Genomic DNA, 16,465 nt, shown 5'->3' on the forward strand with positions numbered 1-16,465 from the left:
TGTAAATAAAAAAACGGCTATTGGCAGCTTGCTCTCACATAAGTTGCCAATAGCCGGTGTCTTTTCAGACCAGGGGAAGAAAAACCTTTTATGACCAGCGGGTCATCTTGTGGCCTTTAACGGCATAAAACAGGATAAAGCAATAGATAGGCAGCATCATCCAATAGGCACTTTGTCCGCCTAAACCTTCAGACAAGACACCGTAAACCAAAGGCAGAATCGCGCCGCCGGAAATCCCCATGATAAGCAGCGCCGAACCTTTGGCGGTTAGCTGCCCTAAACCTTTTAACGCCAGCGGCCATACCGCCGGCCATACCAGGGCATTGGCAAAACCTAACAGGGCGATAAAGGTGATGGTATCGGGCAAAGTGGCGATACCGCTCCAGCCCCATAATACTTGGGAAACGCCGCTGCTGCCCGGATCAGAAAGCACCACGAACAAAGAAAATATCAGGCCGCTTACCGCAGAAGCCATTAACGCGGTTTCCTGCTGGATAAAACGGGGAATAATGGCAATGCCCAGGGCGTAACCTATCAGCATAAAGGCCATGGTATAAGAAGTTAACGAGGTGGCATTGGCGACCCCTAAATTCGAAGCAAATAACCCTATGGTATCCCCGGCAATCACTTCTGCGCCGACATAGACAAATAAGGTTAGTGCTCCCAATACCAGCGCAGGGTATTGCAGTACTGAAGTTTTCGTTTCCTTTTCGCCCTGTGTCTCAACTAAGGCCTGATCTTCGTCAAAAGATAATTCCGGCAAAGGCGATTTTTTCAATAATGCCGCCAGCACTACAAAAATGGCCGCCATGCCTAAATAAGGATAAATCAAACCGGAGGACAAGCGTTCAATGGTATCGGCTTTTTCTGCGGCAGGCATCTGCTCCAGGCTCAGGGCGGAAATACCGGCAAAGTCCCCTAACACCAGGGCAGTAAACGCCAGCGGGGCAATAACACCGGCGCCTTTATTCATCAGGCCCATAAACATGATACGCACCGCAGCGCTGTCTACCGGCCCCACTTTGACCACATAAGGATTGGCGGCGGTTTGCAGCAAAGTCATGCCGCTGCCGATAATAAACTGCGCCAGTAAAAACAGTGAAAATGCCTGATTGGAAGCCGCCGGAATATAAAATAAAAAGCCGACCACCAAGAGCAGCAACCCCAGGGCCATACCGTTTTTATAACCGGTGCGCTCTAATACCGAGGCCGACGGCAGCGCCATGGCGGTATAGGCAAAATAAAAGGCAAAGGCGACAAATAACGCCTCGGTTTCTGTGAGCTGACACACCATTTGCAAATAAGGGATCAGGGCGCCGTTTTGCCAGGTGACAAAGCCAAACACAAAAAACAAGGCCGCGATGATCGCTAGCGGAACAAAATTTCCTGTTGTTCTTTCATTGGTTAACGTTATTTCCATAGTTTCCTCATCCCCTTGTCATCAAGTTGCCGTCAAGTTATAAATTATATTGGTATAAAACTTTAAAATCTTTCCGTGCTCTTAAGGTGTAAAACCTAAGCAGTAAAAATCCGGTGACCGGCTATCCAGGTGGAAAGCACTTTAAAATCTTCCGTTAATTCAACAAAATCCGCCGCAGCACCTACTCTGATACGGCCCAGTTGTCCCTGATTGATATAGCTGGCCGGATTCAGGCTCGCCATCTGCAACGCCCGCTCAAGCGGCAGCAGCATTTTCAAATGGGCATTTTTTACCGCCGTCGCCATATCCAGTGCCGACCCCGCCAGTTCCCCCGTGGTTGACGTTAACTTACCATCAGTTAAGGTAATTTTCCGATCAAAAAAATTAAATTCTTTTTGCTCACAGCCGACATGCTGCATGGCATCGGTCACCAGGAAAACCTTATCCTGCGGTTTGACCTTAAGGGCAAGCTGACCGCAAACATCATCGAGGTGAAAACCATCCGCTATGATACCGCAGCTGGCCTCATCATGAAACAAAGCCGCCCCCACCATACCCGGCTCGCGCCCCTGAAGCGGCGACATGGCATTATATAAATGGGTAAAACCGTCGGCGCCGGCAAGCAGTGCCTGCTTAACACATTGATAATCGGCATTGCTGTGGCCAAGGCAGACTTTTATCCCTAAAGCCACTAAAGTGCGGATATCCTCAACCGCCACCGCTTCCGGTGCCAGGGTCACTATGATTTGGCCGAGATCTTTTCTTTGATAAATCTGCCATTCCGCCGGACTTATTTCCCGGATAAACCCCTGGCTGTGAGCGCCTTTTTTAGCGGCGCTTAAATGAGGTCCTTCAAAATGGATACCGATCAGGCCCGGCTCACCCTCTTTTAACAAACAGGCGACCGTTTCTGCCGCCTGCGCCATCACTTCCACTTTATCCGTGATCACCGTGGGCAACATGGCGGTAGTGCCAAACTTGGCATGGGCCGCGAGCATGGTTTTCACCCCCTCAAACGTCGGGTTGGCATTAAAGAGTACACCGCCGCCGCCGTTAACCTGGAGATCAACAAAGCCGGGCACCAACAGGCCATCCAGGCGTATATCTGCCCTGGCACTGTCATTGTCGATGGCAACCAGCTTGCCGCCGCTTAGTGTCAGCACCTTATCTTCAACAAAGGCCCCACCGTCGAAGAGTTTTTTTACCTGCAGGCGCAGCTCGCTCATTATACCGTCCTTGTCACTTTTTTAAGTCCCTTGGGTTCGTCGGGGTTAAATCCCCGGCTCACGGCAAGGGTGGCGACATCCAGATAAAAACGCTGCAATACCACCAGGGGGGCAATTCTCGGATGTATGGCTTTATCGAGCTGGCTTAAGTTGACAATATCGGCGCCGCGGGAAGCAATTTCATCGATTTGCTCCTGGTGGGAAGAGGCACTTTCATCATTTACCAGACAATTTAATATCGCCAGCCCCCGCTCAACCAAAGTCACCGGACCGTGTAAAAACTCGGCGCTGCTAAAAGCTTCGGCATGTATGCTGCTCACTTCTTTGAGTTTTAATGCCATTTCTTTTGCCACCGCATAACCAAAACCGCGGCCAAGCACCACCATGTTATTGACCCCGTTGAGCATCTCGGCGTTAAATTGCGGCGCCGAGGCAATAATATTTTCCAGTGCCTGAGGCAAATCGGCTAACGCCTTTACCAGCTCCTGATTCCGGGTCCAGTAGGCGGTCAGCTGCAGCAGCGCCGACAAGGTACATAAATAACTTTTCGTGGCGGCAACACTGAGCTCGGCATCTGCCTGCAAAGGAATGACTTCATCGACTATCTCGCCCATAGGAGAAGTCACATCATTGACCAGCGCCAGGCAATACGCCCCCGCCGCTTTAGCCATTTTTGCCTGGGCAAGAATATCCGGGCTGCGGCCCGACTGGGAGATCACTATCACCAGGGCCCGGTCAAGTTTAAGCTGCCGGCCGTAAACACTGCTCACCGAGGGAGCGGCTGAACTGGTAGGAATACCGGCTTCGATTTCAATCAGATACTTACCAAAAACACCGGCATGATCGGAGGAGCCGCGGCCGATGATCATCACCGACTTGGGATCTAATGCCCGAAGTTTATCACCGATACAAGTCATCTTGTTCTGGTTGGCGATAAGCTGGCGTTTAATTACCTGGGGCGCCTGACGCGCTTCGAGTTCCATTTGCGTTTGAGACATGATCCTACCTTAATAATCTAAAAAATTTATTGATTAACAGAAATTGACTGTCGGTTGCGCTGCGACAAAAGCGCCAGCTGCTGACGGGCGAAAAGCACCGAACCAACCTCCGGCGGACCTATCGGCGCAATCAGCCGCTCACGAATTTCCTGATCCAACCAGGGCATTAACCTTGTGGATAAACCGCCGATAATCGACATCGCCGGCGGATTTTTCTGCCATAAAGCCCGGGCAACTTTGCTGATATACGCGCCCCCTTCATGCACTATGGCAAGCGCCAGGGCATCGCCAGCTTCTGCCGCATCAAAAACAAGATTAGCTAAACCGGCGTAAAAGGCGGCGGGTTTTCCGGCCACCGCTTCAACAATATCGGTACTGGTGCGACAATCAAGTTTGTCCATCAGGGATTGGCTCAATACCGATACCGGCTTAAAACCGTCCAGCGACAATAACACCTGCTCAACCGCCTGCAAACCGAACCAGCCGCCGCTGCCTTTGTCGCCATGGGGGAAACCATGGGCACCGATAATAAATTCCTGTCCGCACACGTAAGAAAAACCGCACGAGCCTGTACCTGTGATCATCACCGCCCCGTCCTGCCCCTGATGGGCGCCCAGGCAAGCCACCAATAAGTCTGTGGCAAGAAACATGGCTTTAAAGGGATGCTGCCAGGCAGACATTTGCTCAAACTGCTGCGGCAGGTTTACCCCCGCCAGGCCAACGCCGGCAATAAGCTCAGTTAACGGCGTATCGGCCAAACCGGCATCTATCAGTGCCAGGTAGGCAGATTTAACGATGGAATCTGTTGCCTGTTCAAAACCGTGCAGCGGATTACCCGGTCCGGAAATACCACTGCCTAAAATTTGATTATCCGCTGTCATGATAATGGCTTTACATTTACTGCCGCCGCCATCTATGCCTAAAAAAAGCTGCTCTTGCTTGTCCTTACTGTAAAGCATGTTGACCTCTTAGTTTTTCACTTGCGCCCGTGACCGGCCATGTGAACAGGGATGATTGATTTAATGACTAACATCTTAACCATTTATGACAGCGCTGTCATTATGTTTTTGCTTTTTATTTTCTTTGCTTTGTCAACTTGTCAGCGTCTTACAAAAACCGTATAAAAAATTGAATATTATCAGTGACTTTAAGAAAGCCCCGGTAACACTACCCGGGGTTAAAAACAGGCAAAGAAATGTTTCAGCCGACCAATGCCGGAGCCAAATAACCGGTAAAACAGCAATTAACGAACAGCTGTGGTGCGCCCGCGCCGCTTGCCGTTGTTACTGACACTGCGCACCTGTACCTCAGCCGCTTCGGCATTGCCTTGTGCATTATCTTCTACATAGCCAAGGGGAACCGGGCCGGTATATAACTGCCAGTTTTTCCCGGCAAGCTTATATTCTATGCCCAGCCCGGGAAAAGCGATATTGGCCCATAAATGTCCGTTGTCAATTTTCGCCCCTACCGTCGGTAAGCGGTAACTGATATCCGAGAGCTCAAGCTTGGCAAATTCTTTCTGCCCCAAGGTATTGGCAAAAAGCGCCCAGTCACTGTCCCGGCGCTTGCGGCGCTGTTCATCAAAGACCTGCGTTTCCCGGCTGTATTTAAAACCCTGGTAATTATAAGGCACCGCCCACTCAGGCAGATGCCAGGCACGTTCGGCCAGCGCCAGCAAACGCGGGAAGATTTTATGCTCTGCCAAATCGTCACTGCGGGTATTTTCACTCCACAACTGCCCCTGCAACCCTAAAAACTTGCGCCCTTTTTCCAGCGGCATTGAAACTAATTTCCCCCGGGCATCTTTGACAAAAGTGTCGTCGCTGACAAAGGGATTTTCTTCCCGGTCAAACCAGAACTCGGCATGCACCGGCAGGTTATCCGGCATAAACTGGAAGATTTTCTCGGTATTGGTATGCCGTGATGCCCAGTAATAACCGTGCTCTTTCGGGTCGGCTTCATAAGGGAAGTCAAAATACATGACATCCGGAGTAGAAATCACCACCTGCCAATTGCGGTTGGCCAGTTCATGGGCCTGCTTATGCCCTTCCCAGGGTAAGAGCCCCCAGGCATTGGCCTGCACGACACTTGGCATATTTTCCTTACGGGTATGGCTTAAGCCGTCGCTCCAGGCGGCGGTTTCGATATCTAAGTCCGCTAAAATGCCCGCCACCCGCTCGATAAAATAAGCACCGAGTTCATCGGTTTTGGTGATGCCTGAATTATTGCTCCTGATAAAGGCTTTACAGGCGGGAGATTCGGTCCAGGCACCGGCGGTTTCATCGGCGCCGATATGATAACGGCGGATCGGCTGCCCCGCCTGCTTGTGCATGGCCTGTACCTGGGTCATCACTTCTTTGACGAAGGCATAGGAAGACTCCAGGCAAACATTGATGGTATTGTCATGATAAAACTGCACCGACGAATACTTACTGGTATCTTCAACTTCATGGAGCTGGAACTGACTGGCTTTATCAAATTCTTCCAGCGCCTGGTATTTGTTATATCTTGCGGTCATCGCCTTAATTGCCGCCCGCGAATGTCCCGGCATATCCAATGACGGGATCACCTGGATAAAACGCTCGCTCGCAGCCATTAAAATTTCCTGATAATCCGCCACCGAATAATAGCCGTTCACCCCGCTTTTCGGATCAGGCCCGGCCCCCAGCTGCGGGATCAGGCAATCCTGCTCCCGGGGGTCAAAACAGCGCTTGCCGCCGATATCGGTTAATTCAGGCAGGCCCGGGATTTCCAGGCGCCAGCCTTCATCGTCACCCAGGTGCAGATGTAACTTATTGAGCTTATAAGCCGCCATTTGATCTAACAGATCCAGGATAAAGGCTTTACTGTGAAAGTTGCGGGCAACATCCACCATCAGGCCGCGAAAGCCATAATGGGGCTCATCTTCGATGAAAAGCTCGGGTAGCTCATTTGCTCCTAAGGTCAGCAAAGAAGCTAAAGATTGCAGACCGTTAAATACGCCGTTGGCATCGACGCCCGAGATATTAATGGCACCTGAGGTAATGTTCAGTGAATAGCTGCCGATGATTTTCGCTTCATCCGCCTTAACCTTGAGGTTAAGGGGTACACCGCTGTTATTAAAACTTATACCTAAATTTTCCAGCCGCTTTACTGCCGCGTTCACCGATTTTTTATCCAGCGGGCCAAAGTCCACTTTGACTCCCCGGCGGATATCGAGCAGGCGCTGCTTGCCTGTGGTCTTATCTTTTGCATAAGTAATATGTTTCGGAGTGGGAATAATAACCCTGCTGACATCGGGGCGTGTTTCACCCAGGGCGAGATTGCGCTGATACAAGTCACTGCTACTCAGCCACTTGGTGGCATCCTGCTTGTTTTTCTTAAACTGCTTATCAAGATCGTCAATGGGCTCGACAAAAGGCAATAGCTCCAAACCGGTCTCGGGATCTGTTTCCGGCCGGGTACTGGCAATAATGCGCGCCTGAAGTTGTTCACTATATACCATATAGTTGGGCAAGGCATCGGATTCAGACACCATCCAGAAATTGGCGCGAAACAGCAAAGTTTTGCGCTCCCCGGCTTTAAAACCGCTAAAATTGTCTTTTAACGATATCCGGTGCAGATCGCCGTTAAGGTGTTTTATGGCAAACTCTTCACTTTCAAAAGATTGCACCGGCGCTATCTGGCTGAAATAAATAAACCAGTTATTGACCGAAATCGCCTCTTTCGCGGTGAAACTCAGCTCCACTTCAAAGCAATTGCCATCGGCCTGCTCCTTGTCGCAGTGCTTGCCGGGAATATTGGTGACTAAGCGGTATTTGATTTCCAGTTGCCTGGCTATCCGGTTGAGATCCGCCTGGGTCGGTTGCTGCAAAGAAAAACCGGCTTGACTTGAAACAGCAGGCGCACTATCCGCACTACCTTGCTTGCTTTGGCCACAGGCACTGAGCACTAACATTAAAAAGATTAACAGGGAGTTCTTCATTGTTATTATGTTCTCGTTATTCTGGTCTTACTTACTTTTATTGCTGCGCCTTTATACCCGGCTAAGGTAAAAAAGGCCTTTTATAACAGCGATAAAAGGCCTTTTTCTTGATAAAGCGTATTAGCAAACATCAACTTATTACCCGGGTACAAGTTTGACCTTATACCCGGATAAGCTTGATTAGAAGCTGATATTCGCCCCTAAAATCACCCGAGGACCATTTTGGTAACGGGACATCACACGGCTTTTATCGACGTTATATTCAACCACTTCTTCATCAAGAATGTTCACCCCTTCCAATACCAGGGTCAGGTTTTCATTGACGGTATAAGAGGTACTGAAATCCAGCTGGCCAAAGTCATCGTTATAAATTTCAGAGCCGGAGCTTAAACCCTTGTACCATTCGGTGCGGTAGTTGTACATCAAACGCGCCGAGAAGGCTTCGTTTTCATAATAAGCAGTGATGTTGGCCATATGCTCGGAAGCCCCCAAAACTAAACCTGAGCCCAATAAGTTATCGTCGCGCTTGCCGTCATTTTTGGCATCGGTATAGGTATAGTTGGTGGCAACACCAAAACCGTTACCGAAGTCTTGCTGGTAGGTAATTTCAACCCCGGTTGTGGTACCGCCCGGGCCGTTTTCGGGACGGGTTACTGTGGCTTCAACCCAGGTATCATCCTGCTGGCGGTAGAAACTTTCGGTTGAGGTACCCGAGGTTTGATAACTTTCGATATCTTTATAGAAAACCGTCGCCGAGACTAAAGAGGCATCGTCGAAATAGTATTCCCAGGCAACATCAAACTGGTTAGCCAGCTGGGGATCCAAATTCGGGTTACCGGCAGAAGCCGTCGGGTTGGCAACGGTTAAATCACCCGGCGCCGAAATCGGGGCAATGTCCGAGAAGTTAGGACGCGCCATAACCCGGGCAGCAGATAAACGTACGATTTGATCGCCTGTCAGATCATAGGCAAAATTAAAGCTGGGTAAAATCTCGGTATAGGTTCGGCTTTGATTCTGCCACTCAAGGCTTGACGGCATCAGATCGTCGTTGATACCCGGATTTTCTACCGTCATCAGACCACCGCTGTCGGAGGAGAAGGCATAAGCGGCGGCTTTTTGCTTGGTTCTTGCCACACGCACACCAAGATTACCGCGGTAACCGTCACCGGAGAAATCCCCCTGAACATAAAAGGCGGTTTTCGCTTCTTCAACTTCCCAGATTTCCCCTAAAGTTTTATGTACCGCATAACTGGCATCATCGCCTAAACCTAATTCCCGCATCACGGCCGAGCTGTGTTTTAATTGCTCGGTCACATTACCGGACATCACATCTTCGGCAACACTTTGGGTGCCGTTGCTTAAGCCGCAATCCGCCAGGGTCGGACACTGGTTGTTTAAAATCTGGCTCATATAGTTGGCGCTTTCGCCATCCGTTGCCTGACCCCAGTGCCAGCTGTAGGCTTCACGGTCCTGGGTACGTTTATGATCCCGGTATTTCACCCCGACTTTAACGGCGGTAAAAGCGCCGAAATCCACCGGCAGCTCTAAGTCCACCTGGGCATAAGACTCTTCATCTGTGGTGGGTTTATTACCCCCCCAGATCCAGCCGCCGTTAAATTGCGAGCCGTCGGTAGGATCCACCTGGGTATTGATCTCAGGTCTGCCGTTTAAGTCAAAATCATAGTTAGAGGCGGCGGTATATTCCCACGAGGTTTCGTTATAGGTGCCGCCTTCTGCTTCCGTGGTACCGAGCTGGGCATTGATACTGTACTCATCGGCATGGAAATTCATATCCAAATGAATCGAGTTGATATCGGTTTTCGATACCCGATTGATATGGTTCCAGCGTACGTCCCCTTCACCGCCGGTCACAGAAGCCGACATGATACTGTCGCCGTCACGGACAACATCGCTAATTTCATCGGCCGATTCATTGTTAAACATTAACAAGTAGTTGGAGTTGTTATTGTTGGAATTCATTTTCGAGTCAAGCACATTTAAGGTGACATCGAACTCATCGCTGGGAGCAAATTGCAGGCTGGCAAAAATGGTATCGCGCTCACGCTCCTGCTTAAAGATAGGCGCGGCGACGACCCTGGGGTTCCAGTCGCCGTTTTCCTGCTGATTCCAGCCTAATACTTCCAGGCCTTCGCGCTGAACAAAACGCTCACTTTTTGAACCTGAGATCAAAATACCGAAACGCTCGCTTTCATCTTTCCAGGAATATAATCCTTCAAAAATCGGATCGGTTTCTTCCGAGACTTCAGAATATTGCTGCTGAACGTTGAAATTAACCGTATGGGCGGCTAAGTCCAGCGGCTTGCGGGTTTTTAATACTACGGTGCCGCCGATAGAGCCTTCATCCAGACTCGCTTCCGGCGACTTATATACTTCCAGGTTACTGACCAGGGAAGACGGCAATAGAGTAAAGTTAAAACTGCGGCTCGGATTATCCAAAATAAACCAGTCGGCGGTACCGACATATTGACCGTTTAGCAAGGTCCGGTTTTTCGTCGGATCGGATGCCCGTACGGTAATTTTTTCCCCTTCACCAAATTCACGGGAAACCCCGATACCGGTAACACGGGACAGCGACTCGGCAACGTTTTTGTCCGGAAATTTGCCTATGTCTTCGGCGGAAATGGAATCAACAATGGAATTGGAGAAACGTTTATTGTTGATATCCTGCTTGATGCTGCCACGAATACCGCGTACCTCAATGATTTCGGTATTATCGCTCTTTGCCGCCGGTGCCGTAACCTTATCGGCGGCCAGCGCACCCGGCGCCGCCATACCCGAGAGGATCATGGTGATACTGGTGGCAAGTACCTTTTTATTAAATGTTTTTGATGACATAGACTTTCCCTTACGCACGTTATATTAATGTTATAAGTTTTTGTTGTATTTCTGTCCTACGGTAAAGCTTTACCGTAAGCACTTCACTTTTCAGCTTTGCTGCTTGGCTTTATTCCCTAGCCTTTACTGCCCAACTAAAGCACTTATGACTCCCTTTGAACCCGCTTACTGACAGCGCTGTCATAAATCATACTATTACCATACACACAAATTTATCTTTTGACCAGATAAAGGCGGCATTAACAGCAAATCAAAGATAACGCAGCTGTAAATAAATCTGTTTACCCGATGTAAACATTTTATGATGGCGGCAGAGTCAGGCCCGCCAAATCTGTCGGCTTGGCGCTTTAAACAGCGCCGCCCCCGGAAACTTTTTGATAATAATGGATCAGGTTTTCGGTGGAACAATCATGGCTTACCCGGGTTTCCCCGGCCTGTAATTCCTGCTGAATTTTAGCCGCCAGTCCTTTGCCTAGCTCCACCCCCCACTGATCAAAGGAGCAGATCTGCAAAATAATGCCCTGCACAAAAATTTTATGCTCATAGGCGGCTATCAACATACCCAAGGTGGCCGGATCTATGCGTTTAAGCAAAATAGTATTGGTCGGCCGGTTACCCTTGTGCACCTTATGGGGGGCCACCGCATCGATATACGGCGCCTCCCTGCCCTTGGCTTTGAGATCGGCACAAATTTCCTCTTCGTTGACCCCGGTCATCAAGGCCTGGGTCTGGGCGAAGAAGTTGGCCATCAGGGTTTCATGGTGGCCTTTCACCGGAGTGACACTGGTGACCGAGCCGATAAAATCGGCGGGCACGACATTATTGCTTTGATGCAGATACTGATAAAAAGCGTGCTGACCGTTGATGCCCAGCTGGCCCCAGATGGAAGGTACGGTAGCATAATCGAGCTCATCGCCGTGCCAGGACACCGACTTGCCGTTACTTTCCATTTCCGCCTGCTGCAAATAGCTACTGAGCATATGCAGGGTTTGATCATAAGGTAAAATCGCCTGGGATTTGGCTCCCAAAAAGGTGGTATTCCACACGCTGAGCAGCGCCATGATCACCGGCATATTTTGCTCCGGCGGCGCCTGGACAAAATGCCGGTCCATATTATCGGCGCCGTCGAGCAGGGCTTTAAACTTATCGAAGCCTAAATCCAGGGCAACGGGCAGGCCGATAGCGGACCAGAGAGAAAAGCGTCCGCCGACCCAGTCCCAGATGTCGAAAATATTTTCCTGACTGATGCCAAACTTCACGGCATTCTCTTTGTTGGCGGTCACGGCAACAAAATGTTTCGCCACCGCGGTTTCATCAAAGGAAGCGGAAATCAGCCAGTTCAGTGCGGTACGGGCATTAAGCAAGGTTTCCGTAGTAGTAAAAGTTTTCGAGGAAACTATAAACAGCACTTTTTGCGGGTCCAGCGGCCTTAAGATCTCCACTATCTGGGCGCCGTCAACGTTAGAGACATAATGCATATTCACGCTGTTATCACTGTAATGTTTAAGCGCTTCGGTGACCATTTGCGGACCGAGGTTAGAGCCGCCTACCCCGATATTGACAATATCCGTGATGCGCTTGCCGCTATAACCGAGCCAATGTCCCTGGCGCACCTGGTTGACAAAGGCTTCCATTTTCACCAGCTGGCTCTGCACCTGGGCAGTGATATTTTCACCGTCCACCATAAGTGGCTGCTCACTGCGCCGTCTTAAGGCAGTATGCAGCACAGCACGGTTTTCCGTCTGGTTGATTTTATCGCCGCGCAGCATTTTTTCACGCCAGGCAGCGACATCGGTTTCCCGGGCCAGGGCAAACAACACCGACATGGTTTCATCGTCGATAAGGTTCTTCGAATAATCCAGTAACAAACCCGGCAGCTCCAGTGAAAACTTGTTAAAGCGTTCACTGTCGGCGGCAAATAAATCATTCATATGCTGGTGTTTCTTTTCCCCTGCCAAACGGGTCAGTTTTTGCCAACTCGGCAGTGATGGTCTTGCCTGCATAAAAACTCTCTGATACGGATAAAAAATTAATGATAAATTTACCTTAAGCAAAAATGACAGCGCTGTCAACAGTGTTTGTGATAATTACTGATCTCCGCTTTTAGCAGAGAAAAGTTAAACATAACGCGTTAAATTATGCCCATTTACCAATTAGTGATTGCCGCACACCGCCAGAAGCAATACCCTAAGGGCTAGAAACGTAAGAAGAATAAGTAAAGGTGTTAAATCCTAGATGAAAGCTACCATAAATGATGTTGCCAAACATGCGGGAGTGTCGATCAAAACCGTTTCCCGGGTGATGAATAACGAACCTTCGGTGCGCCAGTCCACCAGGGAAAAGGTTCAGGCAACCGTTGCCGAGCTTAATTACCAGCCGAACCTGGCCGCCCGTAACCTGGCAGGCACTAAGTCCTACTCCATTGCCTATGTTTACGATAATCCCAATGCCTATTATGTTATCGATATGCAAAACGGTATTTTATCCGCCTGCCGTAAACAAGGCTTTGAACTCTTGATCCACCCCTGTGATGCAAAAAAAGAGAATATCACCGAAGAAGTGATCGCTATGGTCAAGCAATCCCGGGTAGCAGGATTAGTGCTGACACCGCCGTTTTCCGAAATGCCGGAATTTGTTGAGCGTATCAGCGAACTGGATGTCAAACTGGTGCGTATTATGTCGGGGGATCTGGCACCGGACGAACTCAGCCCCTGCATTATGGTCAATGACCACGATGCCGCCATGAGCATTACCGAACACCTGATTGAATTAGGCCATAAAGAGATTGCCTTTATTGCCGGTGACGCCGGCCATAAATCGACAATTGAACGCCTCAACGGTTATAAAAAAGCCCTGGCAGATCATCGCATGGCCATCAACGAAGACTTGATCATTCACGGGGAATATTCTTTCGAATCCGGGGTTGAAGGTGCAAAAAGTTTGATGCAGGGACAAGTCAAACCCACGGCAATTTTCTCCTGTAACGATGAAATCGCCGCCGGGGCATTATTTTCCGCCCGGCTGATGGGGCTGGACATTCCCAGTCAACTCTCCATTGCCGGTTTTGAAAACAGCCCGTTCTCGCGCCAAACCTGGCCCAAGCTCACCACGGCGCACCAGCCCAATGAGCAGATCGCCGAAAATGCCGCCAACCTGCTGATTGCCCAGACCCGCAACCAGGGGGAAGCCAATCCGGTGGGACAATATACGCCGCAACTCCTGGTACGGGATTCCACCTCAAGCCCGGCGGGTACCGGCAGCTAAGGCAAAAAAGAAAACAGCAGCAGGGCAAATAAGTAAAGCCGGCTATTTTGCGCTAGGCTTAAGGTATGTGTTTGAATAAAAGCTGGATAGACATGCCTTTTCCTCTTCCTGTTTTCTTACTGCTTTTATTCACTTTTCCCCTTAATGCCGCTCCTTTTATCGTCAACGCCAACGAAGAAATCGGCGACACTTTAGGCACAGAGCATGTTAAGCATTTTATCCGGCAATTATACGCCCCGCTGGGCATAAATCCCTCTATCGTTTTTCTGCCCAATCTACGGGGTTTGAACATGGCCAACCAAGGCCAGGTAGATGCCGAGTTTTCCCGCTACGAGCCCATAGCCAAGGCTTATCCTAACCTGGTGAAAATTGCCGAACCTCTGTTGGCGGTCAATGCCGGTTTGTTTTGTCTGTTACCGGCTCACTGCAACCTGGAACCGGATAACCTCTATATCAGGACCAAACGTTCAATCACCATAGGAAACTTCTGCCTTAACCATCATTTGTCGTGCCAGGTGGTAAAACATGACAACATAGCTTTTAACATCATGAATAAAAGAGGCAACGGCACTTACCTTTCAGAATACCAGGTCGCCGTCAATGCATTATGCCAGTCGGGCATTAAACGTATTTATTACCGCCATGTCCCCTCCCTGAGCCAGTTCAGTTACCACTGGATACATAACAAACATAAACATCTGTTGAACCAGTTGACCCTGTCCATGATAAACATCAAAAAAAGCGGACTGTTGAAGGAATTACTGATAAAGATCTCAGGCCAGCATAACCCCTGCACTGTCGACATCATCACCTTACCCCCGTTAAAAGAAGCCGCAGCTCCTTCGCTTCCTTCTTTAAATCATCTCCCTGGCAACCAGCACTCCCCGCTGCCGAAGAAATAAAGTATAGAGATCAACGGCGTAAAATCTCAGCGTCAATGTTTATGTAAATCAGGTGTGACAATTGTTCTTTCCGGGTTAACCCTTCATAAAAACTTAATCACGACAGCGCTGTCAAACATACTGGTTAACTGATATTATAGCCGCCGTTCTAACCCCCACTATTTAAGGAGCAACAATGCGTCATCTCACCCTGTTGGCCGGCTTACTCATCAGCGGTCAAACTTTGGCAGGACCGATAGATTTCGGCCAGGCAAGTCAATACAATGCATTTATCAAGGAAGATTATTCAGTTACCTCTTCAGATGTCGAAGGCCGGGTGGCTGTCGGCGGTAATTTAACCGTAAACGGCGGCTATGATATCGGCACCCAGATCATCGACTACGACATGGGTGACGGCCCCAGCTTAGTCGTTGGCGGCGATATCAACAAAACCGGCACCGGCAGTTTAAATGTCTACCAGTCGGCAACCCTGCCCAACCCGGTATTGGGCGATGTGGTATTGGGAGGCACCTTTACCGGCGGCCCAAGCAGCATAGGTTCAATAACAGAAAACAGCAGCAATTTGCCGGTTGACTTTAGCGGTGCTTTTGCCGAACTGGAAGCCCTGTCCCACCAGCTGGCGCAAGAAAGCGATATCGCGGTGATCGATCACGGCTGGGCGCTGGAATTTGCCCTGGATCCCAACCTGGTTTTTGAAGATGAGGTTTATGTCTTTAATGTCAGCCAGGACATGTTTGCCACCGACTGGTACGTAAATACCGACGGCATGGGCGAAGATGCTACTGTGGTATTCAATATCGCCAATGACAACGGCTCAACCGTTGACTTTTCCCAGGCCAATGTTTTTTTAACCGACAGCAGCAACCCTTTTGACAGCTCAGACCCGTTAAGCGGTTACTTTAACAAAGGTACGGCAAACAACGAGCCGCCGCTGCAATTGCTGTATAACTTTGACGATGTCGACCTGCTTAACCTCAACAGCGATTTATACGGCAGTGTCCTGGCACCAACGGCTGATATTAAAGCCAACGAGTCTACCATCTATGGCCAGGTGATAGGCAAGTCATGGCAGGGGAATATGCAGATAAACTACAACCCGTTTAAACCGGTTCCCCCGGACACGACGCCGGTTCCCGAACCGGAAGGTTTATTGTTATTCGCCTTAGGCTTAGCCTTGGTATTTGCCAGAAAGCAATTATCTCCCTTCAAATTCAAGCCAGCCAATCAGGTCTTCCGTTTTGCTTGATAAGTTAACTTAGCTTTAAGTTAACTTATCGCAAAAGCTAAAATGCCAGCCCTCTCCCGCTGGCATTTTTTCTACCGGCTATCCTCTTGTTCATCGGCATTTAAATCAACACAAACTTTATCCAGCAAGCGGTTTAATACCTGTATCTCATCCGGCGCGATATTGGGAAAGGCGCACCGTATCTTCGCCGGCACCTCGGCTGCTTTGACCTGTAATGCCTTACCCTCGGGTAACAGGTGAAGCAATTTTTTGCGTTTATCCTCTTCACTCTGGGTGATGGACAGCAGTTTTTTTTCCTGCATTTTTTTCAAAATCAGGCTCATGGCGCCACCATCGATAACGGTTTTTTCCAATAATCTCTGTATGGTGATGCCGTCTTGCTCCCACAAGGCCATCATCACCACATACTGCGGATAGGTCAGATTTAGGGCCTCAAGCAAAGGCCGGTAAGCGCGGATCAAGCCGTTAGACGCCATGTATAGGCGGTGACACAGCTGGTTGTCCAGTTTAAGTTGGTCGTAAGTCATAAAAGCTCCTGCAAGTACTGCCATTTTATTTTGCACACAAAGTATTTGCAATCATAAAAACA

General features: G+C 49.5%; 11 protein-coding genes. 3 read left to right on the top strand and 8 right to left on the bottom strand.

Annotated elements, in window-relative coordinates; translation table 11 throughout:
• Positions 1 to 88: 88 nt before the first annotated feature.
• The 7 genes from gluP to pgi form a co-directional block, all read right to left on the bottom strand.
• Positions 89 to 1,420 carry a glucose/galactose MFS transporter gene (gene gluP, locus SG35_RS18960; protein WP_044833585.1) on the bottom strand — a complete coding sequence of 444 codons (1,332 nt, stop codon included), beginning with the start codon at positions 1,418 to 1,420 and terminating at the stop codon, positions 89 to 91.
• A gap of 95 nt (positions 1,421 to 1,515) precedes the next feature.
• Positions 1,516 to 2,646, bottom strand: coding sequence for an N-acetylglucosamine-6-phosphate deacetylase (gene nagA / locus SG35_RS18965; protein ID WP_044833584.1), 1,131 nt, complete (start codon positions 2,644 to 2,646; stop codon positions 1,516 to 1,518).
• Positions 2,646 to 3,644: a glucosamine-6-phosphate deaminase NagB-II gene (nagB-II, locus tag SG35_RS18970; protein ID WP_044833583.1), complete on the bottom strand. Its 999-nt coding sequence runs from the start codon at positions 3,642 to 3,644 to the stop codon at positions 2,646 to 2,648. Before nagB-II ends, nagA begins: the two co-directional genes overlap by 1 nt.
• Positions 3,645 to 3,670: 26 nt before the next feature.
• The gene (gene nagK / locus SG35_RS18975; protein ID WP_044833582.1) at positions 3,671 to 4,603 is read right to left on the bottom strand and encodes an N-acetylglucosamine kinase; all 933 of its coding nucleotides are present in this window, start codon (positions 4,601 to 4,603) and stop codon (positions 3,671 to 3,673) included.
• A gap of 284 nt (positions 4,604 to 4,887) precedes the next feature.
• Positions 4,888 to 7,608, bottom strand: a complete 2,721-nt coding sequence (locus tag SG35_RS18980; RefSeq protein WP_044833581.1) for a family 20 glycosylhydrolase — start codon at positions 7,606 to 7,608, stop codon at positions 4,888 to 4,890.
• 180 nt (positions 7,609 to 7,788) lie between these two features.
• Positions 7,789 to 10,464, bottom strand: coding sequence for a TonB-dependent receptor (locus SG35_RS18985; RefSeq protein ID WP_053043124.1), 2,676 nt, complete (start codon positions 10,462 to 10,464; stop codon positions 7,789 to 7,791).
• 347 nt (positions 10,465 to 10,811) lie between these two features.
• A complete protein-coding gene (gene pgi / locus SG35_RS18990) occupies positions 10,812 to 12,467 on the bottom strand; it encodes a glucose-6-phosphate isomerase (protein ID WP_044833580.1) in 1,656 nt (551 codons plus the stop codon).
• Positions 12,468 to 12,699: 232 nt separating this feature from the next.
• Between pgi and SG35_RS18995 the strand changes: the two genes are divergently transcribed.
• The 3 genes from SG35_RS18995 to SG35_RS19005 all read left to right on the top strand — a co-directional run bounded on the left by SG35_RS18995 (position 12,700) and on the right by SG35_RS19005 (position 15,876).
• Positions 12,700 to 13,728 carry a LacI family DNA-binding transcriptional regulator gene (locus tag SG35_RS18995; RefSeq protein WP_044833579.1) on the top strand — a complete coding sequence of 343 codons (1,029 nt, stop codon included), beginning with the start codon at positions 12,700 to 12,702 and terminating at the stop codon, positions 13,726 to 13,728.
• Between the two features lie 71 nt (positions 13,729 to 13,799).
• Complete coding sequence (locus SG35_RS19000) at positions 13,800 to 14,630, top strand: hypothetical protein (RefSeq protein WP_152646666.1); 831 nt, start codon at positions 13,800 to 13,802, stop codon at positions 14,628 to 14,630.
• A gap of 175 nt (positions 14,631 to 14,805) precedes the next feature.
• Positions 14,806 to 15,876 carry a choice-of-anchor A family protein gene (locus SG35_RS19005; RefSeq protein ID WP_044833577.1) on the top strand — a complete coding sequence of 357 codons (1,071 nt, stop codon included), beginning with the start codon at positions 14,806 to 14,808 and terminating at the stop codon, positions 15,874 to 15,876.
• A gap of 71 nt (positions 15,877 to 15,947) precedes the next feature.
• On the opposite strand, the gene SG35_RS19010 is transcribed toward SG35_RS19005, so the two are convergent.
• Complete coding sequence (locus SG35_RS19010; protein WP_044833576.1) at positions 15,948 to 16,403, bottom strand: MarR family winged helix-turn-helix transcriptional regulator; 456 nt, start codon at positions 16,401 to 16,403, stop codon at positions 15,948 to 15,950.
• Between the last annotated feature and the right edge of the window lie 62 nt (positions 16,404 to 16,465).

The sequence above is a fragment of the Thalassomonas actiniarum genome, assembly GCF_000948975.2.
Taxonomy (GTDB): Bacteria; Pseudomonadota; Gammaproteobacteria; order Enterobacterales; family Alteromonadaceae; genus Thalassomonas; species Thalassomonas actiniarum.